19 protein-coding genes are annotated in these 25,949 nt (G+C 38.2%); all 19 read right to left on the minus strand.

The features are described 5' to 3' along the window. Positions 1–2 precede the first annotated feature (2 nt). The 19 genes from yjfF to BMZ99_RS06490 all read right to left on the minus strand — a co-directional run bounded on the left by yjfF (position 3) and on the right by BMZ99_RS06490 (position 25,893). Positions 3–986, minus strand: a complete 984-nt coding sequence (gene yjfF, locus BMZ99_RS06400; protein ID WP_090934117.1) for a galactofuranose ABC transporter, permease protein YjfF — start codon at positions 984–986, stop codon at positions 3–5. Beyond that, the gene (locus tag BMZ99_RS06405; protein WP_090934118.1) at positions 961–2,040 is read right to left on the minus strand and encodes an ABC transporter permease; all 1,080 of its coding nucleotides are present in this window, start codon (positions 2,038–2,040) and stop codon (positions 961–963) included. Before BMZ99_RS06405 ends, yjfF begins: the two co-directional genes overlap by 26 nt. A gap of 4 nt (positions 2,041–2,044) precedes the next feature. Continuing rightward, a complete protein-coding gene (locus BMZ99_RS06410) occupies positions 2,045–3,556 on the minus strand; it encodes a sugar ABC transporter ATP-binding protein (protein ID WP_090934120.1) in 1,512 nt (503 codons plus the stop codon). A gap of 139 nt (positions 3,557–3,695) precedes the next feature. After that, positions 3,696–4,703 (minus strand): ABC transporter substrate-binding protein, encoded by a 1,008-nt coding sequence (locus BMZ99_RS06415; RefSeq protein ID WP_090934122.1) that lies wholly within the window; start codon positions 4,701–4,703, stop codon positions 3,696–3,698. A 219-nt stretch (positions 4,704–4,922) separates the two neighbouring features. Beyond that, the gene (locus tag BMZ99_RS06420; protein ID WP_090934125.1) at positions 4,923–6,779 is read right to left on the minus strand and encodes a substrate-binding domain-containing protein; all 1,857 of its coding nucleotides are present in this window, start codon (positions 6,777–6,779) and stop codon (positions 4,923–4,925) included. Positions 6,780–6,784: 5 nt separating this feature from the next. Beyond that, on the minus strand, positions 6,785–7,996 hold the full coding sequence (locus BMZ99_RS06425) for a response regulator transcription factor (RefSeq protein WP_090934127.1): 1,212 nt from the start codon (positions 7,994–7,996) through the stop codon (positions 6,785–6,787). A gap of 15 nt (positions 7,997–8,011) precedes the next feature. Then, positions 8,012–9,775, minus strand: a complete 1,764-nt coding sequence (locus BMZ99_RS06430; RefSeq protein WP_090934129.1) for a sensor histidine kinase — start codon at positions 9,773–9,775, stop codon at positions 8,012–8,014. Positions 9,776–10,012: 237 nt separating this feature from the next. After that, complete coding sequence (locus BMZ99_RS06435) at positions 10,013–11,215, minus strand: ROK family transcriptional regulator (protein WP_090934131.1); 1,203 nt, start codon at positions 11,213–11,215, stop codon at positions 10,013–10,015. Between the two features lie 216 nt (positions 11,216–11,431). Then, positions 11,432–12,595, minus strand: a complete 1,164-nt coding sequence (gene mmsB, locus BMZ99_RS06440) for a multiple monosaccharide ABC transporter permease (protein WP_090934133.1) — start codon at positions 12,593–12,595, stop codon at positions 11,432–11,434. Between the two features lie 13 nt (positions 12,596–12,608). Further along, on the minus strand, positions 12,609–14,132 hold the full coding sequence (gene mmsA, locus BMZ99_RS06445; RefSeq protein WP_090934135.1) for a multiple monosaccharide ABC transporter ATP-binding protein: 1,524 nt from the start codon (positions 14,130–14,132) through the stop codon (positions 12,609–12,611). 103 nt (positions 14,133–14,235) lie between these two features. Next, positions 14,236–15,318: a multiple monosaccharide ABC transporter substrate-binding protein gene (chvE, locus tag BMZ99_RS06450; RefSeq protein WP_090934137.1), complete on the minus strand. Its 1,083-nt coding sequence runs from the start codon at positions 15,316–15,318 to the stop codon at positions 14,236–14,238. 145 nt (positions 15,319–15,463) lie between these two features. Further along, positions 15,464–16,945 carry an L-fucose/L-arabinose isomerase family protein gene (locus BMZ99_RS06455; protein ID WP_090934139.1) on the minus strand — a complete coding sequence of 494 codons (1,482 nt, stop codon included), beginning with the start codon at positions 16,943–16,945 and terminating at the stop codon, positions 15,464–15,466. 54 nt (positions 16,946–16,999) lie between these two features. Continuing rightward, positions 17,000–18,502 carry an L-arabinose isomerase gene (gene araA, locus BMZ99_RS06460; RefSeq protein ID WP_090934141.1) on the minus strand — a complete coding sequence of 501 codons (1,503 nt, stop codon included), beginning with the start codon at positions 18,500–18,502 and terminating at the stop codon, positions 17,000–17,002. A 33-nt stretch (positions 18,503–18,535) separates the two neighbouring features. Continuing rightward, positions 18,536–19,231 (minus strand): L-ribulose-5-phosphate 4-epimerase, encoded by a 696-nt coding sequence (gene araD / locus BMZ99_RS06465; protein ID WP_090934143.1) that lies wholly within the window; start codon positions 19,229–19,231, stop codon positions 18,536–18,538. 21 nt (positions 19,232–19,252) lie between these two features. Next, positions 19,253–20,950: a ribulokinase gene (locus BMZ99_RS06470; protein ID WP_090934145.1), complete on the minus strand. Its 1,698-nt coding sequence runs from the start codon at positions 20,948–20,950 to the stop codon at positions 19,253–19,255. 487 nt (positions 20,951–21,437) lie between these two features. After that, a complete protein-coding gene (locus tag BMZ99_RS06475) occupies positions 21,438–22,490 on the minus strand; it encodes an aldose epimerase family protein (protein WP_090934147.1) in 1,053 nt (350 codons plus the stop codon). 103 nt (positions 22,491–22,593) lie between these two features. Next, complete coding sequence (locus tag BMZ99_RS06480; protein WP_090934149.1) at positions 22,594–23,412, minus strand: D-alanyl-D-alanine carboxypeptidase family protein; 819 nt, start codon at positions 23,410–23,412, stop codon at positions 22,594–22,596. 54 nt (positions 23,413–23,466) lie between these two features. Then, positions 23,467–24,819 (minus strand): tetratricopeptide repeat protein, encoded by a 1,353-nt coding sequence (locus BMZ99_RS06485; protein ID WP_090934152.1) that lies wholly within the window; start codon positions 24,817–24,819, stop codon positions 23,467–23,469. A gap of 123 nt (positions 24,820–24,942) precedes the next feature. After that, positions 24,943–25,893, minus strand: a complete 951-nt coding sequence (locus tag BMZ99_RS06490) for a carbohydrate kinase family protein (protein ID WP_245754849.1) — start codon at positions 25,891–25,893, stop codon at positions 24,943–24,945. Positions 25,894–25,949 lie beyond the last annotated feature (56 nt).

Consider the following 25,949-nt stretch of genomic DNA (forward strand, 5'->3'; position numbering starts at 1 on the left):
TTCTATGAGATTGATTTAGTACGCTCCTTTCTAGAAACAACGATTCTTTGCAGTACAATAAATAGACAGAGTAAAAATGCAACAGCAATTTTGGTCCACCAAGAACTTAATGTTCCTTGAAACATGATTAGAGTTTGAATGACCCCTTGTATCAAAACCCCGAAAACTGTTCCTGTGATAAATCCAACACCGCCTGTTAAAGGTGTTCCACCAATTACAGCAGATGCAATCGCATCCATTTCTAATCCCATAGCATGCAGTCCATAACCCGAAAGCATATAAAAACTAAACACAACCCCTGACAGTGCGGAACAAAATCCACTTAGACCATATACTAACACTTTTGTCCTGCCAACCGGAAGTCCCATCAGCATTGCTGATTGAGCATTGCCGCCGATCGCATATACTGCACGTCCGAATTTAGTATAATTGTTAAGATATAATGCTGCTGCTACTAATGCAAGAGCAATCATAACGCTAATTGAAATATAATTGTCAAAAGGTAGTGGTATTCGGTAGGTTGCTATAAATTGATAAAAGGAATTGGTAATCATTATGGTATCAATGCTGATTACATAGCATAGTCCTCTAGCTAAAAACATACCTGCAAGAGTTACAATAAATGGCTGTATCGTAAAGAAATGAATAAAGCTACCTTGCACAATCCCAAATAAAAATCCCATAAGCAGCATTAATGGTATAACAATCAATGCACTAAGGTGCTGTATTTCCAGCAAATATGCGGAAAGCATACATACTAATGCAATTACAGACCCTACTGAAATATCAATTCCGCCAATAATAAGTACAAAGGTCATACCGATTGCAGTAATAATTAGAAAGGCATTATCAATAAGCATGTTGAGCAGCACTTGTGTGGAAAAAAATCCATTATACAATACAGAGCCCGCAGCAAATAAAGCAAAAAACAATACAACCGTAATTATTAGATTAATATACTTATAACTTAGCTGCATTTTTTTCACTTGGAATCCCCCTCTTTTGAGCCCATTTAGAAAATACAATTTTTCGAAATTTAGCAGATTGCAGTAAGCAGATAATAATGACAACAATGGATTTGACCACTAGTGTAATCTCTGGAGGTACTCCTAAGGCATAAATTGTCGTTGTAATACTTTGAATCACTAGAGCTCCAATCAAACTTCCTACCAAGGAAAATCGACCACCATCAAGAGAATTCCCACCAAGTGAGACTGCTAAAATGGCATCTAGCTCGATAAATAACCCCGCATTATTTCCATCCGCTGAACTTACATTGGAGCAGATAATAAGTCCTGCCAAGCCAGCACACAATCCAGAGAAGGCATAGACAGAAAAGATATATTTACTCACTTTGATTCCTGCAAACCTACTAGCAACAGCGTTAATTCCGATTGATTCAATAAACATACCTAAAGCTGTCTTTCGTACTGCATAAAAGGTAATGCCGAAAACCAGCCCTACAACAAAGAGGGAAAAAGGCAAACCCAATATATATCCAGTGCCAATAAATTGAAAGGGTTTATAATATACTGTAATAATTTGTCCTTGCGTAATCAGCTGAGCGATTCCTCGACCAGCAACCAGTAGAATCAGCGTGGCAACAATCGGCTGAATTCCCACTTTAGAAATTAATAATCCATTCCACATTCCTAAAAGAGTGGTAACCAAAAGTGCAGTAATGATGGCAACAGGCATGGGAACAAGTGTAATGAGTGTTTTAACGCCATCTACGTATTCTAATTTTCCACCAATTAGGGAAGCTACTACCGCTCCAGAAATAGCAATCATCGATCCTACAGATATATCAATTCCTTTTGTAGCAATGACCAAGGTCATACCAATGGCCAGCAACATTAAAGGTGCGGCACGATTTAAAATGTCAATGGTAACCCCGTAGAAATGTCCATCTTTCATTTCAATCATAAAAAAATCCTTCGTAAAAAAGAAATTGAAAAGTAAGACAAAAAATAATGCTGCTAGAGGCCAACAGAGTCTAGAACTTGTAAATCGATTCCAATTAGACTGTATTTTCTCCATCCTTCTACACCCCTGCAATCGTCTGCATAATATATTTTTCTTCCATTTCTTCACCTGAAATCTCTGCTATCTTTACTCTATCTCTTAAAACTGCCATACGACTGGAGCATCGAACCGATTCATCCAGTTCTGAAGATATAAATACAACGGACATGCCGGTTTCTGCCAGAGACAGTATTAATTTTTGAATCTCAACTTTAGCACCTACATCAATCCCACGTGTAGGCTCATCCAGTATTAAAAGCTTAGGTTCTGTCAGCAGCCATCTGGCTAATATTACTTTTTGCTGATTTCCTCCGCTTAAATTTTTGATTAGTTGTTCGGGTCCAGCAGTCTTAATATTTAGTAATGCAATATATTTTTTTGAAATCTCATCCTGTCTTTTTTTCGTTATGTGTTTCATCCACCCTAACTTGGCTTGTAATGCCAAAATAATGTTTTCTCTTACAGAAAGATTTTCGATAATCCCTTCCGTTTTTCTATTTTCAGAACAATACGCCAGGCCATATTGAATTGCATCAGCGGGGCTTTGTATGGCAACAGTTTGTCCTTCAATGACGATTTCTCCGCTATCGGCTTTATCAATACCAAAAATAGTACGGGCAACTTCTGTTCGACCAGATCCTAATAAACCTACAAGACCAAGCACTTCACCTTTACATATATCTAGGTCAAAGGGATGAATCGAACCTTTGTGACCAAGACCACGCACCTGCAAAAAATTATTACGCCGTTCTTGAAGAATATCCAGTTTTAGTGTCTTGCAGCTACTTTCAAATCCATCAAACGCTTTGCCAATCATTTTTGCAATCAACTGAACACGGGGCAGATTTACAGTCTCATAGGAACCAACCAATTCACCATTACGTAATATGGTAATCTTATCGGAAACGTCATAAACTTGCTCAATAAAATGAGTTACAAAAATAATTCCTAAACCTTGCTTTTTTAACTTACGCATAAGTCCAAACAGTTTTTCAACTTCTTGAGCATCCAAACTCGAAGTCGGTTCATCCAATATTAACACTTTAGCCGATATGTCAAGTGCTCTTGCAATCGCTACCATTTGCTGTATTGCAACAGAGTAACGCTCTAAAGGCTGGGTAACATCAATCCCAAGGCTCAAGCGCGCCAATAGCTCCTGCGATTTGCGATTCATTTCCTTCCAATCAATACTGCCAAAGCGCAATGGCTCTCTGCCTATAAAAATATTTTCGGCAACTGATAAATTGGCACAAAGATTAACCTCTTGATAAACTGTACTAATTCCTAGCTGCTGGGCATGATGAGGCGACTTGGGCGCAATGGCTTTACCGTCTAAAAAGATATCTCCAGCATCAAGAGGATCAACACCTGTCAACACTTTAATCAAAGTCGATTTTCCAGCTCCATTTTCTCCCATTAAACAGTGAATTTCTCCAGGTTTTAGTTCAAAATCTACATTGTTGAGAGCTTTAACCCCAGGAAATGCTTTACAAATCCCCTTTGCCTTTAATAAAGAATTTGCATCATCCATTGTCATTTCACCTCCGTATCAAAATCAGTAATCGATAAAAGAAAAACCCACTCCTCCAGGGGTTATCTTGTAAAGATAACCCCTGATTGTTTCTATTTTACATAGAACTGGTGGGGTGGATCGGTATATCTGTATAATTTTAGTATTTACGATTTGGTAATTCTTTGGAAGCCACTTCTGCAGGGAACACACCTTCTTTTGTGACAATGCGTTTGTCAAGGGTCTTACCTGCCACCAAGTCTTTTGTAGCTGTCATCAATTGATCGCCGAGCAGTGGGCTGCATTCAATCGTTGCATTTAATTTTCCTGCAATCATAGCCTCAAATGCACCTTTAACTCCGTCAATCGAAACAATGATAATATCTTTGCCTGGTTTTAGTCCAGCTTCTTCAATTGCTTGAATCGCACCAATTGCCATATCATCATTATGGGCATATAATACATCAATTTTTTGTCCATCAGCTTTGGCTGATTTTAGGAATGATTCCATCACTTCTTTACCTTTGGCACGTGTAAAATCACCAGTTTGCGATTTAATGACTTTATAGTTGGCGTGTTGTTTTAAGATTTCTTCAAAACCAGCTTTACGATCAATCGCAGGAGCAGAGCCAACGGTTCCTTGCAATTCAACAATATTTACAGCCTCATTATCTTTTTTCATGAAATCAACTAGCCATTTACCAGCTCGTCTGCCTTCTTCCACAAAATCGGAGCCCATAAAGGTAACATAATAATCTTCTGCATTGCCACTGCTCATTTTAATGGACCGATCTGTTAAGATTACAGGTATTTTAGCAGCCTTTGCTTCTTGCAGTACTGCATCCCAGCCTGTTTCTACAACAGGAGAAAAAGCAATTACATCCACTTTTTGCTGTATAAATGACCGTATGGCTTTTATTTGATTTTCTTGTTTTTGCTGGGCATCCGAAAACTTAAGTTCAATACCAGCCGCTTGTGCAGATGCTTTTATGGATTCGGTATTTGCTGTGCGCCATTCACTTTCTGCACCGATTTGGGAGAATCCCAGAACGATTTTTTTGTCTGCCGGCTTAGTTGTTGTTTCCTGCTTAGCTCCTGAACAGCCTGCCAGAGCTAACATCATAATTCCGACACTCAAGGCAATCGTAACCTTTTTCCACTTTGCCATGTTTCTTACCCTCCTTATTTTTTAGAACCAGTAGTGCTAGTTCATGCGTCACCTAAAAGCAATGGTAAATTTGCATTCTTTTTTCGCCTCGCTGATCGAAAGAATATTTGCACACTTATCCAATGTTTTATATGACCAATGTACTGGTTTTATTATAAGGCGGCAGCGTTTGTTCGTATTTAGAATAATCAGTAATTTCTTATATTTTTCCGCACTGTTTTAGTACCTGCGATGCAGATAGTCTTGCCTTGCCGTTTCTGCAGAAAATACGCCTTCAGAAGTAATAATCCTCATTGGGAGCTGCCGCCCTGCCATCAAACTTTTTACCGCTTGCATAAGCTGGGGACCAAGAAGAGGATTACACTCCACAGTACTGTTTAACTTACCTGCCATCATCGCTTTAAAAGCCGCTGCTGTAGCATCAACAGAGACAATCAGAATATCCTTGCCCGGTCTAAGTCCAAATTCCTCAATCGCCTTAATGGCACCAAGAGCCATGTCATCATTATGAGCATAAACAACATGAATTTGATTGCCATATATGGCTAACGCAGCTTTCATGATCTCCTGCCCGCCAGCCTCGGTAAAATCGCCAGATGCAGAATAAATCACTTGAAATTGAGGATAATTAGCAATAATTTCAGCAAATCCTTTTTTTCTATCAATAGCCGGCGCCGAATCAATTGTTCCTTCCAATTCAATCACATTGACTGATTTTTTAGCTATTTTTTTTTCCACGAGCCATCGGGCAGCTCTGCGCCCTTCTTCAAGAAAATCGCTGCCAATAAAAGTAGCATATAGCGAATTATCATCAGGTTTAATTGCTCGATCCGATAAAAGAACAGGAATTCCTGCCATTTTAGCTTCTTCCAATACCTCATCCCAGCCTCCTTCTACAACAGGAGAAAAAGCAATCACATCCACCCCCTGGGTAATAAAAGATCGTATGGCGTGAATCTGCATGTCTTGTTTTTGATCAGCCTCTAAAAAAATAAGCTCAATACCTGCCTCTAATGCTGCATTCTTTATGGATTGAGAATTTGCCCTGCGCCAATCGCTCTCCGCCCCAAGCTGAGAAAATCCCAATACAATTTTTTTGCTTCGATTTTCTTTTTTAGGTTCATTCCCTGCTTTCAAATATTCCAAGACATTGTAACGGGTAATTTTATTGCTCCGAGGGATAATCTTCTTTGGTATTCCCTTCTCATGATTTAATATATCCACAGCATATAAAATAGCCTCTCGTCCACCTGTGAGACAAGTAAATGTCCCTTCCAATATACCTTTTTCTACCAATTGCAATCCCCCATTAGGACCCGAAAAACCGTCTACTCCAACAAACTGTATTCCATTAGCCCCATGCTTTTTTGCAGCTTTGTAAGCCCCCAGCGCCATATAGTCGCTATGAGCAAAAACAACGTCAATCTGGGGGTACTGCTGCAGCAGTTTTTCCATTTCATCTTCTGCTTTGTCTCTTTGCCAATCAGCAATTACAGTTGCAACAATTTTAATATTGTTATACTGTCCCAGGACTTCCCGAAATCCAGCACTTCTTTCTTTAAGAGAAGGTAATCCTGCTGGCCCCTGAATTTCTACTACATTCCCGCCATTATGCAATAGATCTGCGATGTATTTCCCTGCTTCTTTACCAAGAGATTTATTATCAGGTCCGATATATAATGTGTACGCATATCCTTCAACTGCTCGATCCAATACAATGACTGGAATCTTTTTATAAGCCTTTGCTACAATTGGTGTCAGATCCGCAGAATCATTGGGTGAAATAATTAATAAATCAATTCCCGCTTCCAGCAGTTCTTCTACATCTCGAATCTGCTTATCACTGTTTTGTACGGCATCTGTAAAAACGATTTTAACATCTGCATGTTTTAGTGCTTCTTCTTTGATTTCTTCATTCATAATCACTCTCCAAGGCTCAACTAAATTAGCCTGGGAAACACCAATTACAAACTTCACCTGATCGGAACTTGCTACTTGGCTTGATGGATGATAACACCCTGCCATCATTGTCATTGTAACCAAAAGAACAATCATACTCTGCTTGACTCTAAACACCCAATTCACCGCCAGTTGCCTTTTTTACGATATTCTGCCGGAGATAATCCCACGACTTTCTTAAAGGTATTACTGAAATAATGTTGATTACTGTATCCTACTCTTTCTGCCACTTCATACAGTTTAATCGTAGGATCCCCCATCATTTGAATGGCTTTTTCGATTCTCACCTGCGTTAAATACTCGACGAAAGAAACACCAATTTCATTTTTTAATAAACGGCTTAGATACGTAGGACTAATCTTAATCATTTCCGCTAGATTCTGAAGTGAAAAGTCTTCCTTGTAATAATTGGCTTCTATGTGCTTCTGGGAAAGAAGTACAGCGGGAGTATAACTAACCTTACGGTTTAGCTCTAAGGTTAATTCATGATAAACGGCGGAAACACTACTTAGTAAATCCATTAATGGTTGTTGAGCGACAATTACGACTTGCTCTAAATTCTGCTCAATAACCTGCTGTAAAGAAGCACTAAGTTCATACCAATCACTTGGATTAAGAATGGGTGTTATCGCAATCAGCTGATCCGCGCTATCATGAAAAATGATATAAGGCTGCCATTTCTCTAATAAATCTTTACAAATATTTTCTATGGAAAACACCAGCAATTCTCGATCCCAATCTTTGAGAAGCTGCCCACGGGTGTACTGTCCAGCCACTTTCAGAGCAATCATTCCGGATATTGGCGAAAAATCTAATTCTAAAAAGGAGAGCTGATCTCTAATGTATCCCTCACTTAATAGGCCAGTTACCCAATCCTTACAAAAAGCTTCTCTTAACAGCGGCAAATGCTTTTTTGTTTCTTGATTGGTCCAATTTAAATAATGATTCTGCAGGCGAGAATTTAATAATTGCTGTTTAGCTCGTTTTAACACATTTTCCAACTGTTCTTCAAAAACAGGTTTTAATAAGTAATCAAATACTTGCAACTTAATTGCCTTATGAGCATAAGAAAACTCATCATGTCCAGTAATGACAATGATGATGCAATCTTGTAGTATGCAGTTTATTTGTTCAATAAACTGCAATCCATTTAAAAAAGGCATGCATATATCAACTAGTAGAATGTCTGGAAGGGTTTTTCTCGCCATTTCCAATGCCATTTCTCCATCTTCAGCCTCACCTACAACCTCCAAATCAAGCCTTGCTTTCTCAACTAGACTTTTGAGACCACGGCGAATCTTTGGCTCATCATCGATGATTACGACTTTCAACATCGAACCACTCCCTATTTAACATATTGGATGCCAAACTTCTACCTTCGTACCTTCTTGATCCACGCTAGTATATCGTAAACCGTATTCTAAACCAAACGATAAACGAATTCGTTCATTAACATTAAAGATCCCAAAGCCATTCCTTGCTGCCTCTCCATGCTGATTATCTAATGACTTTCTTAAGTCTTCGAGTCTTTCCGCTTTCATGCCAATACCATCATCGACTACGCTAAAAAATAATTTTTCCTTATCAATACGAGCGGTAATGGTGATGGTTCCACCTCCTCTTTTCGCATTAATACCATGGTAAATTGCATTTTCAACAAGAGGTTGTAATATCAGTTTAAGTACCTTGTAATTTAATAAATCTTCGTCGTAATTTATTTCATACATCAGTTTATCCTCATAACGAGCTTTCTGAATCATTAGATAACTCCGTACATGCTCTAATTCTTCGTGAACTGGAATCATCTCTTTCCCTTTACTTAAACCAATGCGGAATAAGTTTGCAAGTGCCCCCACAATACGAACCACTTCCTGTGCACCATGTTCTCCAGCCATCCACTGAATCGTATAAAGAGTATTATACAAAAAGTGTGGTTTTATTTGAGCTTGCAAAGTTTTCAGCTCTGCTTCTCGTTTTCGTTTTTGTTCTGTATATACCATATCCACCAAATTACTAATTTCTTTGATCATCGTATTAAAACTTTTACCAAGCTGTCCAATTTCATCGTTATATTTACTGTTAAATCGCACACTAAGATCACCTTCCTCAGCTTTTTTCATTAAACTGCGAAGTTTACTTAAAGGTTTGGCAATGGAAGCAGTAAAAAAGAAGGCGGCGGCTACTGCTAATATTAAGGTGATAAGCCCAATAAGTATGGAGTAATGACGCAGAATCGTTACCTCTTTTAGCGTCTCGCTAAGAGAGAAAACACCGATAGTCTTCCATTTTGTATAAGCTGAATCTTTATAGATAATCTGAAATTCACTTCCCTGAATGGTTTTAACAATATTATTGACAGAAGGATTGAACCACTCATTTTTTACGCGATATACAATTGGATTGACTGGTGCATATACAATTCCACCATTTGCATCCATAATATACAAAAAGCCATTTTTCCCCAATGTAATCGTCTCAATTACTTCTTTAATTTTATTCAATTTCAGATCAATCAGTATGACACCAAGACGCTGACTGGTCTTCGGATCAATAACCGCTTTTGCAATCGAAACTACTTCATCTGCACTATAGTTTAGAGTTGTTGTTATATTGCGGCCAATCGGTTTACTAAATAATTGCATTGCATTAGGAGATAGAATTGCTCTTTTGTACCAATTTTCATCCGTAAGAGGATCACGTGAAATTCGATGCATTTCATTACTAATATACAGATTATTCTCATTTACAATGAGTATTCCGGCAATTTCTGGATGCACATTGGTATACGTGCTTAAAATTCGCCGAACTTCCTTCTCTAGCAATGCCTCTTTCTCATCCTCTTTCGTAATTTGTAAAAATGCAATGATCTGAGGATCTCCCAGAAGATACGATACTATATTTTCCATATCATGAATATAAAACTCAACGTTGCGAGTGACTTGCTCAATCATTTGTTCTGTATGTTCATTGGCCTGTTCTTCAATCGATTTGCTATAGATAACATTACCTAATACTCCAAGTGTCACAATGGGCAGTAAAATAAGAGTGAAAAAATAGAATAACAATTTTGAACGTATATCTTCTATCTTAAGTAACTTGCGAAAAAAGTCCAATATTGCACCATCCTAGCACTCAGTTTTTCTACTACTTCTTTATTATACACAATAGAGTTCCAAAATTGGTAATTTTTTCTTGTTAAATAAAATCAATATTTAAACAGAAAAAGAGACAAGGGGTGAAAGGTGTTTAGGCTAGTCTATGAGGAAATTTGCTTAGCAAAAAGCTCTCTATATGAGCAGTTTTTAGGGTACTTTTTACACCCCTGCCAACATAGAGAGCATTTTGTCATATTACCGTAAATAAATCCCTTCCATTACCACATCAACAATGCCCTTTAGCGCATCTTGCCTGCCTTCCGAGGAAAACTCAATGCGAGCTAACGAATAACAGCTTGCTAACGCTTTTTCTTTTATAACTTGCATGATTGTCTCCTCTATGAATCTTCGTCCCTTAACAATGCCCCCGCCTATGAGCACCAGCTGGGGATTAAAAATATTAATGATATTGGCAGCACCCATACCAATATATTGAGCAATTTGCTGGAGAGTATTTATTGAGAGCAGATCTCCCTCTTCAGCCGCAGCGTAAATGTGTTTTGGTCTAATGGCATCTAGATTGCCTTTTACCATATCTGATACTACAGAATGTTTGCCTTCGGTAATTGACTGAATCATACTACTTACCAATGCGGTCTCAGATGCCATGGCTTCTAAGCATCCGTGATTTCCGCAGCTGCATAAAGGACCATGAACATCTACAACCGTATGACCTATTTCCCCTGCACTATCACCTAAGCCTCGATATAGTTCACCATTTAAAATAATGCCGGAGCCAATTCCACCCCCGACTCCCAGAAAAACTGCATTTTTAATATCGCGGTATGGACCATAGTGATAGGCTCCTAATGCCATAGCACGCATATCATTCTCAACAAAAACGGGCAATTGAAACTGCTTTTCTACAAGATATTTTAGTGGAACATTGCGCCAGCCAGCACTAGGAGAAAATAAGGAAAGCCCTTCTTTGGACATAACAGGTCCTCGTACAATTATACCAATCGCTAAGGCCAATTTGCCATCCTCTGAAGCATAGCATTGCGCAATTGTATTTTCCAAAAAAGACAAAATCTTTTCTTCCTTAAGATGTTGAATATCATGACATATCTCTTCCTTTATCTCTAAGCCTCCATTGATCAGATAACCGATCATTTCCTTGGAGCGAATATCTACAATAATCATATTCGCTATTTCGGAATGAACTTTAAGCAGCACAGGACGCCTGCCTCCACTATATTCACCAACCATATACTCATGAATCAATCCATTTTCAATAAGTTTACTTGATATATTGGTTACAGTTGGTGCTGTTAAACCCGTTAATTTTGCAATATCAACACGAGATATTGGGCCCCGTCTACGAATCGCATTAATAATTAGTGATTCATTTGCCCCTCCACCTACAGCTTTTGAATTAATCGTATTTACACCTTCCATAAAACACCTACACTCTTGCTTTCAATATTTTTATAGACACCCTTTATATTCATTTGCTTTTTACTATATCAAAGACATGAAAGATTTATTTAATCATTATATAATATCAAAAGCTAAAATGCCTAATTAAATTTTTAATTAATGATTTATACTTCTACTACATAAGAGAAATTTACTAATGAGAGAATTGCTTCGACTGCTCTTACATGATAAGTCTTATGTTTGTTTTGATTTTGTATAAATATCAAAAGCTACAGCTAATAATAATACTAAGCCTTTAATGGTCTGCTGCATATCAATGGTAACTCCAATTAAAGACATTCCATTATTCATAACCCCCATAACCAGCCCACCAATAATGGCCCCCATAACAACACCAATTCCTCCTGCCGTGGAGGCTCCGCCAATAAAACAAGCAGCAATCGCATCTAATTCAAAACCTGTACCTGCTTTTGGTGTTGCTGCATTAAGGCGAGCTGCAAAAACAAGACCCGAAAGGGCTGATAATACTCCCATATTTACAAAAACCCAAAATACAATACGTTCGGTTTTAACCCCTGATAGCTTTGCCGCTTTTTCATTACCGCCTAATGCGTAAATATGACGCCCTACCACTGTTTTAGTCGTTATAAAGGTATAAAATACAATTAGAATAAATAATAATATCAACACATTAGGAATTCCTTTATATGAGGCTAGCAAATACATAAACCAGTTAATTGCTATGCCAACAAAAGCTAATTTTGCAACTAAAAACTGTACCGGGATTACCTCGAAATTATACTCTAGCTTAGCTTTTCTATGACTTAATTCAAAAAAAATATATACCAATGTCAAAATAATCCCAACCACAAGGGTTGTAATATGTATAGATGTTCCACTTAATATATCGGGTATAAATCCATTACTCATTTTCTGAAAAACCTCTGGAAAAGGAGCTTTTGATTGCCCCTCTAGAGCAGTCATAGTTAACCCTCTAAAAATTAACATTCCTGCTAATGTAACAATAAATCCAGGGATTTTAAAATAGGAAACCCAATATCCTTGAAAAGCTCCAGCAAGACCTCCTATCAGCAAAGAAATCAATATTCCAGGCACAACACCAATATGATAATCGATCATCAAAATTGCAGAAACGGCACCAACAAAAGCAGCGATAGATCCTACAGATAAATCAATCTGAAAAGCAACGATCACTAACAGCATACCGATCGCCAATATGAGTATATAACTATTCTGCTGAATTAAGTTGGTTACATTTAGCGGTTGTAGGAGTACACCTTTGCTGACAATTTCAAAGAATAGTACAATCGACACTAATGCAATAACCATACCATATTCTCTAATATTACTTTTAAACATCTGCTTTAGAGTTTCCATGACGATCCCTCCTTTATTTGCTCATTACATATTGCATAATTCTTTCTTGTGATGCTTCCGCCCCTGCAAGTTCTCCAGTAATGCTGCCTTCACTCATAACATAGATTCGATCACACATTCCCAATAATTCAGGAAGTTCTGAAGAAATCAATACAATGCCTTTTCCATCTTTAGCCAGCTTATTAATGATGCTATAAATTTCAAATTTAGCTCCTACATCAATTCCCCGGGTAGGTTCATCTAAAATTAGAACATCTGGCTCTGTAAAAATCCATTTACTCAAAACAACTTTTTGCTGATTTCCACCGCTCAAATTTACAGTGTTTTGCAAAACGCTAGAACATTTAATATTCATCTGCTGACGACTTTTCTCCGCCACCAAAATTTCTTTATTCTCATTAATTACAGAATGGTTTGCGATATTTTTTAAATTCGCCAAGGTAATATTTCGTTTAATATCATTATTTAGTATTAAACCGTACTGTTTTCGATCTTCTGTTACATATGCAATACCTTGCTCAATCGCCTGGCTTACATTTTTCAAATGTACTTCTACCCCATTCTTATAGATCTGTCCACTTATTTTTTGCCCATAGGATCTGCCAAAAATACTCATAGCAAGCTCTGTTCTCCCTGCCCCCATGAGTCCTGCAATTCCTACAACTTCACCTTGTTTAACGTGAAAGTTAACATGATCAATCACTTTACGGCTACTATGTAGATGATGGTATGCAGTCCAATTCTGAACTTCAAAGATGATCTCGCCAATGGCTGAATCTCGTTTAGGGTATAGCTCAGTTAGTTCTCGTCCTACCATGCCTTTGATAATTCGCTCTTCTGTAATATGATCGTTTCTTACATTTAAGGTTTCAATGGTAGCTCCATCACGCAGCACAGTGATGGAATCAGCAATTCTTGAAATTTCATTTAATTTATGTGAAATAATAATCGAGGATATTCCTTGTCTTTTAAATTCCAACAATAATTCTAAGAGATTATCACTATCATCTTCATTCAATGCTGCCGTGGGTTCATCCAGAATTAACAATTCAACTTCCTTTGATAAGGCTTTGGCAATCTCCACTAATTGCTGTTTACCAACGCCTATATTGGTAACCAAAGTACTTGGCAATTCTTTGAGCCCCACTGTTGCCAGCAGCTTTTGAGTATGCATAGTAGTTGCATGCCAGTCAATAAGACCATGTTTGCCTTGTTCATTACCAAGAAATATATTCTCTTCGATCGATAGATACGGGATGAGGGCTAATTCCTGATGAATAATAACAATGCCTAATTTTTCACTTTCTTTAATATTTTTGAATTCACATCGTTTCCCTTTATAACGAATATCCCCCGTATAAGTCTCGTAAGGATATACGCCACTTAATACTTTCATTAAGGTTGATTTTCCCGCACCATTTTCCCCAACTAATGCATGAATCTCACCTTTTTGTACTTGTAAGTTCACATTATTTAGAGCTTTAACACCTGGAAATACTTTAGTTATATTGATCATTTCTAAAATGACATCTTCCATGTATCCTCAACTCCTTGCATATCACTCTCTAAACTCGGCCATAGAGTGATTTAGTAATGACTTTATAGTCATCACTAAATCATTCTGGCCTTTCTGCTGTTTACTATTTAAGTTGATCTGCAGTATAATATCCACTTTCAACCAATACTTTTTCATAATTTGATTTATCAACAGAAACAGGAACTAATAAGTAGGAAGGCACCACTTTAACACCATTGTTGTAGGTCTTATCATCATTAGTTGCTGCTTTTTTACCGCTAAGTACTGCATCTACCATATCAACAGCTACTTTAGCAAGATCCCTAGTATCTTTAAATACTGTTTGAGCTTGTTCACCCTTAATAATAGATTTAATGGAAGGGGCTTCCGCATCTTGTCCCGTAACGATCGGCATTGGCTGCGCTGGCGTTCCATATCCAACTGCCTTCAAGGAAGAAAGAACGCCGATACTAATACCATCATAAGGAGATAGAACCGCATCTATTTTTGTTCCCGTATAGTTCTTACTTAGCAGGTTATCCATTCTTGCCTGAGCAGTAGCGCCATCCCATCGTAATGTAGCACAGACCCCCATGTCCATTTGCCCGCTTTTTACAACTAGTTTCTTCGATTCAATATAAGGCTTTAAAATTGACATCGCACCATCAAAAAACATATACGCATTATTGTCATCCGGTGAACCGCCAAAGATCTCAATATTAAATGGACCTTTACCTTCTTTTAAGCCTAAGCTTTTTTCAATATAAGCAGCTTGAAGAACTCCAACTTGAAAATTATCAAAAGTTGCATAGTAATCTACATTTGCAGTCTTTTTAATCAAACGGTCATAAGCGATAACGGGAATATTTTTATCTTTGGCTTTTTGCAATACCGTTGTTAAGGATTCACCATCGATATTGGCGATTACCAATACGTTAGCCCCTTTTGTAATCATATTTTCAATTTGTGCAAGCTGGTTTTCAACATTGTCTTCGCCATACTGTAAATCCGTTTCATATCCTTTTGCTTTTAGTTGTTTGACAATATTGTCACCATCTGCTATCCATCGAGATGACGACTTCGTAGGCATTGCAATACCTACTTTCTTCTTATCGGAGCTATTGGGAGCTGTACTAGGGCTTGAACCACATGCGGTCAACATTAATACCATGGCAAACATCAGAAAAAAAGCTACTACCTTTTTCATTGAAATCTCCCCTTCTTTTTATTCTTGGCAGCCTCAATCCACTACTTCTTGTTAACTCTCCATCACCTACTTTCTCTAGCAAATTCGCCTGCTAACCTAAATAACAATTTTTAAAAAGTGAATTCAACCAACCATATACCGTATTTTACTGAAAAGGATTTTCGTCTTTATACATCATAGAAGGTGGCTGATTAAAAGCAATATCCGCCACACCGAGCATCTTCATTGCTGCAAAGAGAATTTTACCCGCATGCTTAAAGGCAACGCCTGCATGGTGAGGAAACTGCTTACCGATTAATACATGGCGATAAAATCTACCCATTTCCTGTATGGCAAAAATGCCAATACCGCCAAAGGATTTAGGATCCACGTCTATTATTGCCCCATTGGCTATATAACTTCGCAGCTGACAGTCAGATGTACTTTGAAGGCGAAATAAGCTAATATCCCCTGGTCTTATGGCTCCTTCTAACGTTCCTCTGGTAATATCAGGCTCTTTGCTTGGTTCTAATAATCTATGCATGATGAGTTGATACTTCATCGCCGAATCTTTCATACAGCAAGAAGGCGTATTTCCACAATGGAAACCCATGAAGAGATCGGTCAGTTGATACTTGGCAAACTTCACCTTATTCTTATCATACATGTCCTTGGGAACGCTGTTATTAATATCAAGTAAGGTAGCAGGCATATGCGTCGCACAAGTAATAATGTATTCACTTACTGCACCATAAATATCGGTTTCACAAGCTGCAGGAATTCCCTTAGCCGCCAGTCTTGAATTTACATAACAGGGAACAAACTTGAATTGAGTCTGGAAAGCTGGCCAACATTTATTGGCAAATACAGCATATTCTGATGCCCCAAGATTATTTCCCATCCAATCCAGCAGTGTCAGCTCATACTGAGCAAGTTTGGGAAGTATCCCTGGATAACCATTTCCTTCCTTAAGCTCATCGTTCATTTCTTCTATGATTGTAGGAATTCTTCGATCATTTTCATGTTTTATAAAAGATTCAAATAGATCTAATTCTGAATTTTCCATAATTTCAATGCCTACATCATATAGAGGTTTAATTGGAGCATTACAGGCTAAAAAATCATGTGGTCTCGGTCCAAAACTAAATACCTTCAATTTTCCTAGTCCTAATATGACTCTGGCAATATTTTCGAAGTCCCCAATCATCACGGCAAGTTCATCAGCAATACCAACAGGATACTCAGGAATATAGGGAACTAACTTTCGTAATGATAGATTATAAGAGGCATTAAGCATACCGCAGTATGCATCACCACGACCCTTAATCAAATTAGCCTCTGTCTCTTCTGCCGCTGCAACAAACATTGCAGGTCCCCTAAACTTTTGAGCAAGAATTGTTTCTGGTCCTTCCGGTCCGAAATTTCCGAGATAAATAACCAATGCATTTACACCTGCTATTTGCAATTCTTCCAAGGCTTTAAGTACATCTTTCTCATTTTCAACAGCAGTTTGTGCTTCAAAAATTTCTATCTTCTCATTCTTACACGCCTCTACAACAGCTTTTCTTCGTTGCTTGCTAAGCTCCAGGGGGAAACAATCCCGACTGACAGCAACTATGCCAAGCTTTACCTTTGGGATATTAATCATTGTCATGATCTCCTTTATCATTTGCTCTTAGATTATTCATTGTTCTTCAATCAGTTATTTTGCCAAATGATAATATAAATCGTTCCACCGAAGCTCTTTCTTGAGTTCATGAATTTTAGTCTCATGATTAATCAAAACGAATTCGATTCCAGCTATTTCACTAAAATCTTCTAAATGTTCCTTCGTTACCGCTTGGCTAAAGCCGCTATGATGGGCTCCACCTGCCAAAATCCAAGCTTGTGTACCAACCTTAAGATCAGGCTGTGGCACCCATAAGGCTCTAGCAACTGGCAGCTTGGGTAAATCATAATCGGGATTCACTACATCTAGTTCATTAACTATCAATCTAAAACGACTGCCCATATCAATAATTGTTGCATTAAGCCCCCTGCCAGCGGCTACATTGAACACTAATCTAACAGGATCATCCTTACCGCCAATAGAGAGGGGATGAATTTCCATTGAAGGTTTTTTATTTGCAATTGATGGACATACTTCCAGCATATGAGAACCAAGTACCTTCATATTGCCATCTTCTAAGTGATAGGTGTAATCTTCCATGAAAGAGGTTCCGCCTATAAGACCATAAGACATTACTTTCATGGCTCTAATGAGCACTGCCGTCTTCCAATCTCCTTCACCGCCAAAACCATACCCAGCTGCCATTAAGCGCTGGCAAGCCAATCCTGGTAATTGTGATAAACCATATAAATTTTCAAAATTTGAGGTAAATCCTTTGAAATTACCTTCTTCCAGGAATTGCCTCATACCTAATTCAATCTTAGCGGCATCTTTTAAGGAAGCCCGCTTTGCCCCGTCTTGCGCTAATTCAGGCTGTATCTCATAGGATTCTTCATATTCAGCAACCAATGAGCGAATTTCCGCATTGCTGACACCATCCACATATTTAATAAGATCCCCTAGGGCATATCCATTGACGGAGTATCCAAACTTCATCTGTGCCTCAACCTTGTCACCTTCCGTCACGGCAACTTCTCGCATATTATCACCAAAGCGAGCAAATTTAGCCCCCTGTAAATCATTCCACGCTAACGCTGCTCCACACCAAACAGCCAGCTTCTGAATGACAGCTTCATCCTTCCAGTATCCAACAATAACTTTACGCGCTCTTTTCATTCTGGTGCAAATAAATCCAAATTCTCGATCCCCATGAGCAGATTGATTGCTATTCATGAAGTTCATATCGATGTCTGACCAAGGAATATCACGATTGTACTGGGTATCAAGATGAGCCAATGGCTTATTTAATATATTCAGGCCATTAATCCACATTTTGGCTGGTGAGAAGGTGTGCATCCAGGCAATCAGTCCAATACAATTTTTCGAGGTATTGGCTTCAACGCAAAGATCATATATGGCATCTGAACTGGTTAATACAGGTTTAAAGATAACCTTTACAGGTATTTTCTCATTTTCCCCAAGTGATGCAGCAATCGTCTGTGAATGCTTTGCTACCTCTTTTAGCGTTTCCTCACCATAAAGATGCTGGCTGCCAGTTATAAACCATACTTCTTTGTTTTTTAGATTTGTAAACATTATTGCAGTCCTCCTTTTTCTTATCCCATATTATTACATCTTGTTTTGTCCATAATAAGCGTTTTCGCCATGTTTTCTTAAAAAGTGTTTATCCAATAACAGCTTATCCATAGCTTTGACCTCTGGATTCGTTGAACAAGTATAAAAGGCCATTTTTGCCAACTCTTCTAAAACTACAGCATGATAGACTGCATCATGAACATCTTTTCCCCAGGAAAAAGGTCCATGATTGGCAACTAGAACCCCCGGAACATGAAGCGGCTTTTTCTGCTCAAATTGTTCCACAATCACATTACCTGTTTCTTCTTCATATTCCCCTTGAATTTCTTCTTTAGTTAGATTACGCGTACAAGGAACTTCGCCATAAAAATAATCTGCGTGAGTGGTACCAAATGCTGGAATCGATTTTCCTGCCTGGGCCCACGCTGTAGCGCAGGTAGAATGAGTATGAACAACACCGCCAATAGCAGAAAAGTTACGATATAAGACTAAATGAGTGGGCGTATCTGAAGAAGGTCTGAGGCTTCCCTCCACCTGGTTTCCCTCCAAGTCCAGAACGACCATATCCTGAGGCCGCATCGCATCATATTCTACACCACTAGGCTTGATCACGATCAAGCCCTTTTCCCTGTCAATGCCACTGGCATTCCCCCATGTAAATACAACTAATCCGTGTTTTTGTAAATTCATATTTGCTTGCCATACTTGATCTTTCAGTTCCTCTAACACAACAATCTGAACCTCCTTCTCTTACTTCTCAAGCATTTTACTTTTTATAACTTTTGTATTTTTCTTAATTTCTTTGAGTCGCTTCATAACATCATTAGCACCACGGCCAAAATAGTCATGTAGGATTTTATATTCTGCATACAGCTTTTTATAACGAGCAACATTTTCTGGATTCGGTGTATAAACCTGTTTTATACTCGTCATCTTAGCGGCTGCATCAAAAATAGTGTCATATCCCCCAGCTTCTTTGCCTGCTGCAACTGCACCAAACATCGCAGCTCCTAGTGCAGGCGTCTGCAAAGAGGTAGCAACACGAATCTCTAAGCCCGTTGCATCTGCATAAATTTGCATTAGCATATTATTTTTTTGAGATAAACCACCACATGCATACAATTGTTCAATTGGCACCCCTGCATTGATAAATGTTTCGACAATCATATTGGTTCCAAAGGCAGTGGCTTCTATCAGTGCCCGATAAATTTCTTCTGGTTTGGTAAGTAAGGTAGCTCCTAGCAAAACTCCCGTAAGATTCGTATCAACAAGTACCGAACGATTCCCATTCCACCAATCAAGAGCTAATAAGCCACTTTCCCCAGGTACAAATTTGCTAGCTTTCTCTTCAAGTAAGTGATGAATATTAATATTTCTCTCACTTGCTTGAGCAAAGTAGCTGCCAGGGACGCAGTTTGCTACAAACCATTCAAAAATATCTCCTACAGCAGACTGACCAGCCTCATAACCAAAATAGCCGCCAACAATACCATCCTCGACTACACCACACATACCATCCACGTTTTTTTCTTCTTCACCTAAGACTAAATGACAAATGGATGTTCCCATACTCATGACCATTTTTCCTGGTGTAACAACCCCTGCCGCTGGAACAGCAGCATGAGCATCTACATTACCTACTGCTACAGCCGTTCCTGCTTTTAGTCCCATTTGTTTGGCCATACCAGAAATCAAGCCTCCGGCTTTACTGCCAATCGCAATAATATCGCTGCTTAATTTTTCTGCCACTAGATTTTCCAATCTAGGATCCAAGGCTTTAAAAAAATCCTTTCCAGGATATCCGTCTTTTTTATGCCATATTGCCTTATAGCCAGCAGTGCAGCTATTACGTACATCAATTCCGGTCATTTGCATGGTTACCCAGTCAGTAGCTTCCATAAACCGATCAGCTGCTTCATAAATCTCAGGAGCCTCGTCAAGAATTTGCCAAATTTTCGGAATTATCCATTCAGAAGAAATCTTGCCGCCGTACCGAGCTAAGAACGTCTCTCCACGGCTAGCTGCAATGCGATTTAACGAATTAGCTTCATCTTGCGCAGCATGATGCTTCCACAGTTTAACCCAAGCGTGAGGATTATTTCGATACTCTGGAAGCTGACATAAGGCCCTACCATCTTTAGCTACAGGAAGCATCGTACAAGCAGTAAAGTCAATTCCCAGGCCAATTACATCTGCTGAATCTATCTGAGAATCCTTTAAAACCTGTGGTACTGCTTGATACAAAACATCTAAATAGTCCTCTGGATTTTGCAATGCCCAATCATGCTCTAACTGAATAGCAGTGCCTGGTAATTGTTTGTCAATTACACCATCGGCATAGGGTACTACTGCAGTCGCAATTTCCTTGCCAGTTTCCACCTCAACAAGCATGGCTCTACCGGACTGCGTCCCATAATCAATTCCAATACTATACTTTTTATTTCCCATATCACTGACCTCCTTTTATTAAATCGTGACACTAACATTAAAAAATATTGTTTATTAGTTCAACTTCACAAAGGCTAACCAATTTAATATTTTAGAAAACGATTGGTGTTAGGAATAAATGCTTTTTCTCGGAAATGGAAACACAATCCAATAGTTAATAAATTAAATTTATTATATTATTTAATTTTGAATTTGTTATATGGAATTATATTCTTCATAACTTGTATAATTCCATAATATTTATAATACGCGTCCATATTATAAAACAATTAATTAAATATTAAATTAATTGTTTTATAAATACGCTATATATTTTGGATTTCCTCCTTTTGCACAACATTTTTTCTTAAATATAATAAATCTCCCTCTATAGACAGGTATTGGTTTAATAACCCTGTTTGTAGAGGGAGCATCTATTATACATTTCTTGTTTAAACTCTTTTTTCGTATTTAGGTCCGTACACACATCTGCTCAATCACATCGTCATTACAGTGCTACATTAAAAGTGTATTTCGTCGTTGTGGTAGAAATTTGATCTTTCTGCAGAATGCAGGGTGGAAAATCCGAATGATGAATTGCGTCAGGAAGCCCCTGAGTTTCAAGACACAATCCTAAATAACGTCGAGATTTTACCCCATAGATATCAAAATCATTTGGTATGTAATTTCCCGTATAGAGTACTACACCCACTGCATCTGTTTCAATTGTCAAAATGCGTCCGCTTTCCTCATCCTGTAAGACAATTTCGCTATCATGATTACTGTCTAAAATAAAAGGATGGTCATAGCCTTGGCCGGCTATCGTATTTTGGGGATGATCCGAATTAATTCCCTCCATTATTTTCCGGCTATTTCTAAAGTCAAAAACAGTATCTGTAACATCCAGCAGCTTACCAGTAGGAAGCAGCTGCTGTGTTAATTCTAAAAAGCGACTACTGTTTATTTTTAAACTGTGCTGAGAGATATCATGTTTGCAATTACCGCTTAAATTAAAATATGTATGATTTGTAGGATTGAACAACGTAGTTTTATCTGACTGCCCCCGATAATGAATGATGAATTCATTCTTGTTATTTAATGTATAGGTGATTTGGGTTGTTAATACTCCTGGATATCCCTCTATCTCGTCTAAACTAGTATGTGAAAATTTGATCGTATCTTCTTGTACTTTATCAATCACCACTGCATCCCATATTGCATTATGAAACCCCTTTGGACCACTATGTAGATTATTGGGGCCATCATTTTGGGGCAAGATATGTTTTTTTCCCTCTAATACAAACTGTGCATCACGTATTCTACCAGCTACTCTTCCCACAGCTGCACCAGCAAATAACGAACTTCTTTGGTAATCTGCTAGGTCTTGAAATCCAATTACAATATTTTCATAATTGCCCTTACGGTCAGGTATTATAATCTTAGTAATAATGCACCCATAATTCAAACAAGAAATCTCTACACCATTATCATTTTTAAACACATATTCGTATATCTCTTGTTTTTCTACCTTGCCAAATAGTCGCTTACTAATTGACATCATTTTCACTCCCTTGTGTAATATATAGGGCATCCTACGTTTACTAAGAGAGCATATCAGCAACTTAGCTGACATGCCCACTCTTTATATTATTCTAATTCTTGTGTTATTTAGTTCGTTGTAACGCTATTTGCTCAAAGCCATAGTCAAGCAGTTTAGAAGCGTCTGTCCAGCGGTAATCGCTATTTAATATAACGGCTATTAATTGTACATCGCCTCGTTTTGCAGAAGCCACTAAGCAATCACCTGCATCATTAGTATAGCCTGTTTTCACTCCATTGCTCCCCAAATATGTCTTTAATAATTTATTCGTATTGCGTACATGAATTGTACTTCGGTTTAGAAAGTTAACATCATATTCTTGAGTGGATACAATTTTTGCAAAATCAGGATTTTTCATCCCATATGCTGTAATTAATCCAAGATCATAAGCAGTAGTAAAATGATTTATTGGATCAGGCAGTCCATGAGGATTGGTAAAATGAGTATTTGTTGCTCCGATTTTTTCTGCGTTGTTATTCATGATCTCCACGAAAGCGGGTATTGATCCTGCTATATGATCAGCGATAGCTTCTGCTGCATCATTACCTGACACCAACATCATACCGTACAATGCATTTTTTAGCGTTAATTGATTCCCTGCTTTAAGTTCGAGGCTTGACCCTTCACAAGCTGCCTCACTAGAACTTACAGTAATGATATCATTCAAATTGCCTTTTTCTAACGCAGTAATCAATGTCATGATCTTAGTAGTACTTGCTGGATACATAATACCTTTTGAATTCTTTTCAAATAAAACCTGATTGGTATTGACCATTATTACGATGGCCGCTTCAGCCTCTACTTGAGGGGGCGCTGGAGCGGCAAAAGCAATATTTACCCCTAAGATCATGCATAAAAATAATAGTATAAGTCGACGATGCATATCCGTTGCCTCCGATTTATTTTGACCGCAAACATAACTCTGGTCAGTTTCAAATTAAGCTTCTTTCTCTAATTGGCTTTCCTCTAATAATTCTTTCATTTCATCTTGTTGTTTATATAAATAACCATGTTCCCAGTTTAAACTCATGGCCTTTTCAAAGTCTGCAATCGCATTTGTTATATCATCTATATGCTGATGTGCACGAGCCTTTCGTGCATATAGCAATGCTCGATTTGCATAAGCAGCATCATATTCAGGTTCTAATGCAATTACTTGACTATAATCATGGATCGCAGCCAAGAATTCTTCTGAAAGATGTCCATATGTGAGATGGTCATGTTTTTCAAGAGCTTGTTTCTCTTTATGTAATGCTATTTCGTCATATAATTCACCACGCCCGAAATATCCAGCTGCAAGATTAGGTGCCAGTCGAATCGCCTCTGAATAATCGGCTAACGATTTATCTTTTACCCGCAAGTTGCGGTGGTAGCATTTACCTCGATGAATATAAGCTGCCGATTCATTCGGATTTACCTCAATTGCCACTGTGAAATCTTCCAATGCATCTACATATTGGTGCAATGTGCTGTACAACAAACCTCGTTGTATTAACGCATCATAATGCTTAGGATTTGCAGCTAATACCTTTGTAAAAGCGTTGCAGGCTCTTACCCAATCGTTCTGTGCAACTAGCGCCATTCCATATAAATAGTCACGCTGTTCATGGTTTTCCATTAATTGCTGACCTTTGCTCTTTCTTTCCTCCAATTTTATTTTCGATTGCTTTTCACAATATTGCTGTATGTTTGCAATTACTTCTGGTATATTGATTTCTTCATATTTTACCAAACTCTTTTTAATATATTGAGACTCAAGAGCTGCACTAGCAGAATCTTTGGACAACGATTGTTTATTAAATCGATCTCCTCTTGTCAATAAAATACGCTGTTCTAATTCCAAATGCAAATCAGTAAGGGTCTTACCTGCACCAGTCAAGCTCTTATACCGGATCAATTGTTCTTCAAATAATTGATTAAACAGTCTTTCATCCACATAAAGTACAGTGTGGAACTTCTCTGCTATCCATTCGCGAATCGGAAGAGCAATTTGCTTTGCAAGCTCTGGCTGCTCCTTGTCTAACCAGATTTCAACTCGATAATAGGTATACGCAGCAATTTCAAAGATCGTAGCATCTCCTAGGTATTGCTTGGATACTTCTAACATTTGGTCATCCTGCCCTTTTATGTCATGCTTTCCCCAAGAAACAGCTGTCTGTATGAGTCCTAGAAATAACACGTAAACATCTGGATTTTCAATGTCCACTTTCTTAATTTCTTGTAGTATCCATTTCCGAACCATCGAATTTTTTTCCGTATTTTTTGCAAATAACCACGAAAAGATACTCAAAACCAACCCTCCTTTTATTATATTAATTATCGCATAATTTGGAAAATACACAACCCTAAAGAAACAGGATTTGCTCTAATGCCTGATCTTGAATAAAAAGGGTCAAGCAGATTACTGCCTGACTCAATGATTTCGTAAAAACATTTCAACGGTTTTTAAAGATGGCAATCCCTTTCTTCCCCCAAGAGCCTGAGTATTCAGAGCCGCTACAGCACTGGCAAATTCTGCACATTTTTTCAGGGACATGTTGTGGAGAATTCCATATAAGAAACCTCCGTGATAACTATCCCCGCATCCTGTGGTATCTACGACATTGTCCATTTTAAATGCAGGTTGATGAAATACACCAATATCGTTGTCGAAGACCCAGCTTCCATTGATTCCATCAGTTATTCCAACAAGTTCTAAGCCGGATTTTATCAATGTCTCGCCTGCTCGATCTATTTTAGTTTCACCTGTATAGGCAAAAGCGAATTCTTTTGCCAAAATGCAAATATCTACCTTTGGTACAATCTGCCGCATATTCTGATTATATCGATTTGCACCACCGTCAAATGATATTTTAACTCCCGCATGTTTTGCAATATCGATAGCCGCTAAACTAGCTTCTAAATGCCTACCATTCAAATGAAGAACTTTGGCTCCTTGTATAATGTGGGTATACTTTGTAATGTCCTTTATTTCTGGAACTGATCCAGGATGATAGAGAATCGCACGAATGCCAGTGTCTTTCTCCACTAGTATATTGGCTATTGAAGAAGTCTGTTCCGAGAAAATTTCAAGGCAGTGTGTTTGCACATTATACTTTTTAAAGTCTTCTGCAATCAGTAAGCCGCTCCAATCATCCCCTAGATTATCAATCATTATCGTCTTTGCTCCTAATTTTGCCAGCGTCACCATCGCTGTGGCAACCGGTCCACCGCCATCAAGAACCATATTGGATGCCTTTTGTACTTCTCTGGTCTTAGGAAAAGCATCCACAACAGTAAACATATCTATAGTGGATACCCCAATCCCTACCACATCCACCTTGTTATTTACTTCATCATACATAACATCACTCACTCTTTTCACTTATTATCTACTATACTACAAAGAGAAGCAGCGTGCTATTCTTACTTTTTAGAACG

The organism is Pelosinus propionicus DSM 13327, from assembly GCF_900114615.1.
In the GTDB taxonomy this organism is placed as follows: Bacteria; Bacillota; Negativicutes; order DSM-13327; family DSM-13327; genus Pelosinus; species Pelosinus propionicus.

Coding starts and splice junctions, on each gene's coding strand:
- BMZ99_RS06405 (WP_090934118.1), bottom strand. CDS start 2,040: ATGGAGAAAATACAGTCTAATTGGAATCGATTTACAAGTTCTAGACTC.
- BMZ99_RS06410 (WP_090934120.1), bottom strand. CDS start 3,556: ATGGATGATGCAAATTCTTTATTAAAGGCAAAGGGGATTTGTAAAGCA.
- BMZ99_RS06415 (WP_090934122.1), bottom strand. CDS start 4,703: ATGGCAAAGTGGAAAAAGGTTACGATTGCCTTGAGTGTCGGAATTATG.
- BMZ99_RS06425 (WP_090934127.1), bottom strand. CDS start 7,996: ATGTTGAAAGTCGTAATCATCGATGATGAGCCAAAGATTCGCCGTGGT.
- BMZ99_RS06435 (WP_090934131.1), bottom strand. CDS start 11,215: ATGGAAGGTGTAAATACGATTAATTCAAAAGCTGTAGGTGGAGGGGCA.
- mmsB (WP_090934133.1), bottom strand. CDS start 12,595: ATGGAAACTCTAAAGCAGATGTTTAAAAGTAATATTAGAGAATATGGT.
- mmsA (WP_090934135.1), bottom strand. CDS start 14,132: ATGGAAGATGTCATTTTAGAAATGATCAATATAACTAAAGTATTTCCA.
- chvE (WP_090934137.1), bottom strand. CDS start 15,318: ATGAAAAAGGTAGTAGCTTTTTTTCTGATGTTTGCCATGGTATTAATG.
- BMZ99_RS06455 (WP_090934139.1), bottom strand. CDS start 16,945: ATGATTAATATCCCAAAGGTAAAGCTTGGCATAGTTGCTGTCAGTCGG.
- araA (WP_090934141.1), bottom strand. CDS start 18,502: ATGTTTACAAATCTAAAAAACAAAGAAGTATGGTTTATAACTGGCAGC.
- BMZ99_RS06470 (WP_090934145.1), bottom strand. CDS start 20,950: ATGGGAAATAAAAAGTATAGTATTGGAATTGATTATGGGACGCAGTCC.
- BMZ99_RS06475 (WP_090934147.1), bottom strand. CDS start 22,490: ATGATGTCAATTAGTAAGCGACTATTTGGCAAGGTAGAAAAACAAGAG.
- BMZ99_RS06480 (WP_090934149.1), bottom strand. CDS start 23,412: ATGCATCGTCGACTTATACTATTATTTTTATGCATGATCTTAGGGGTA.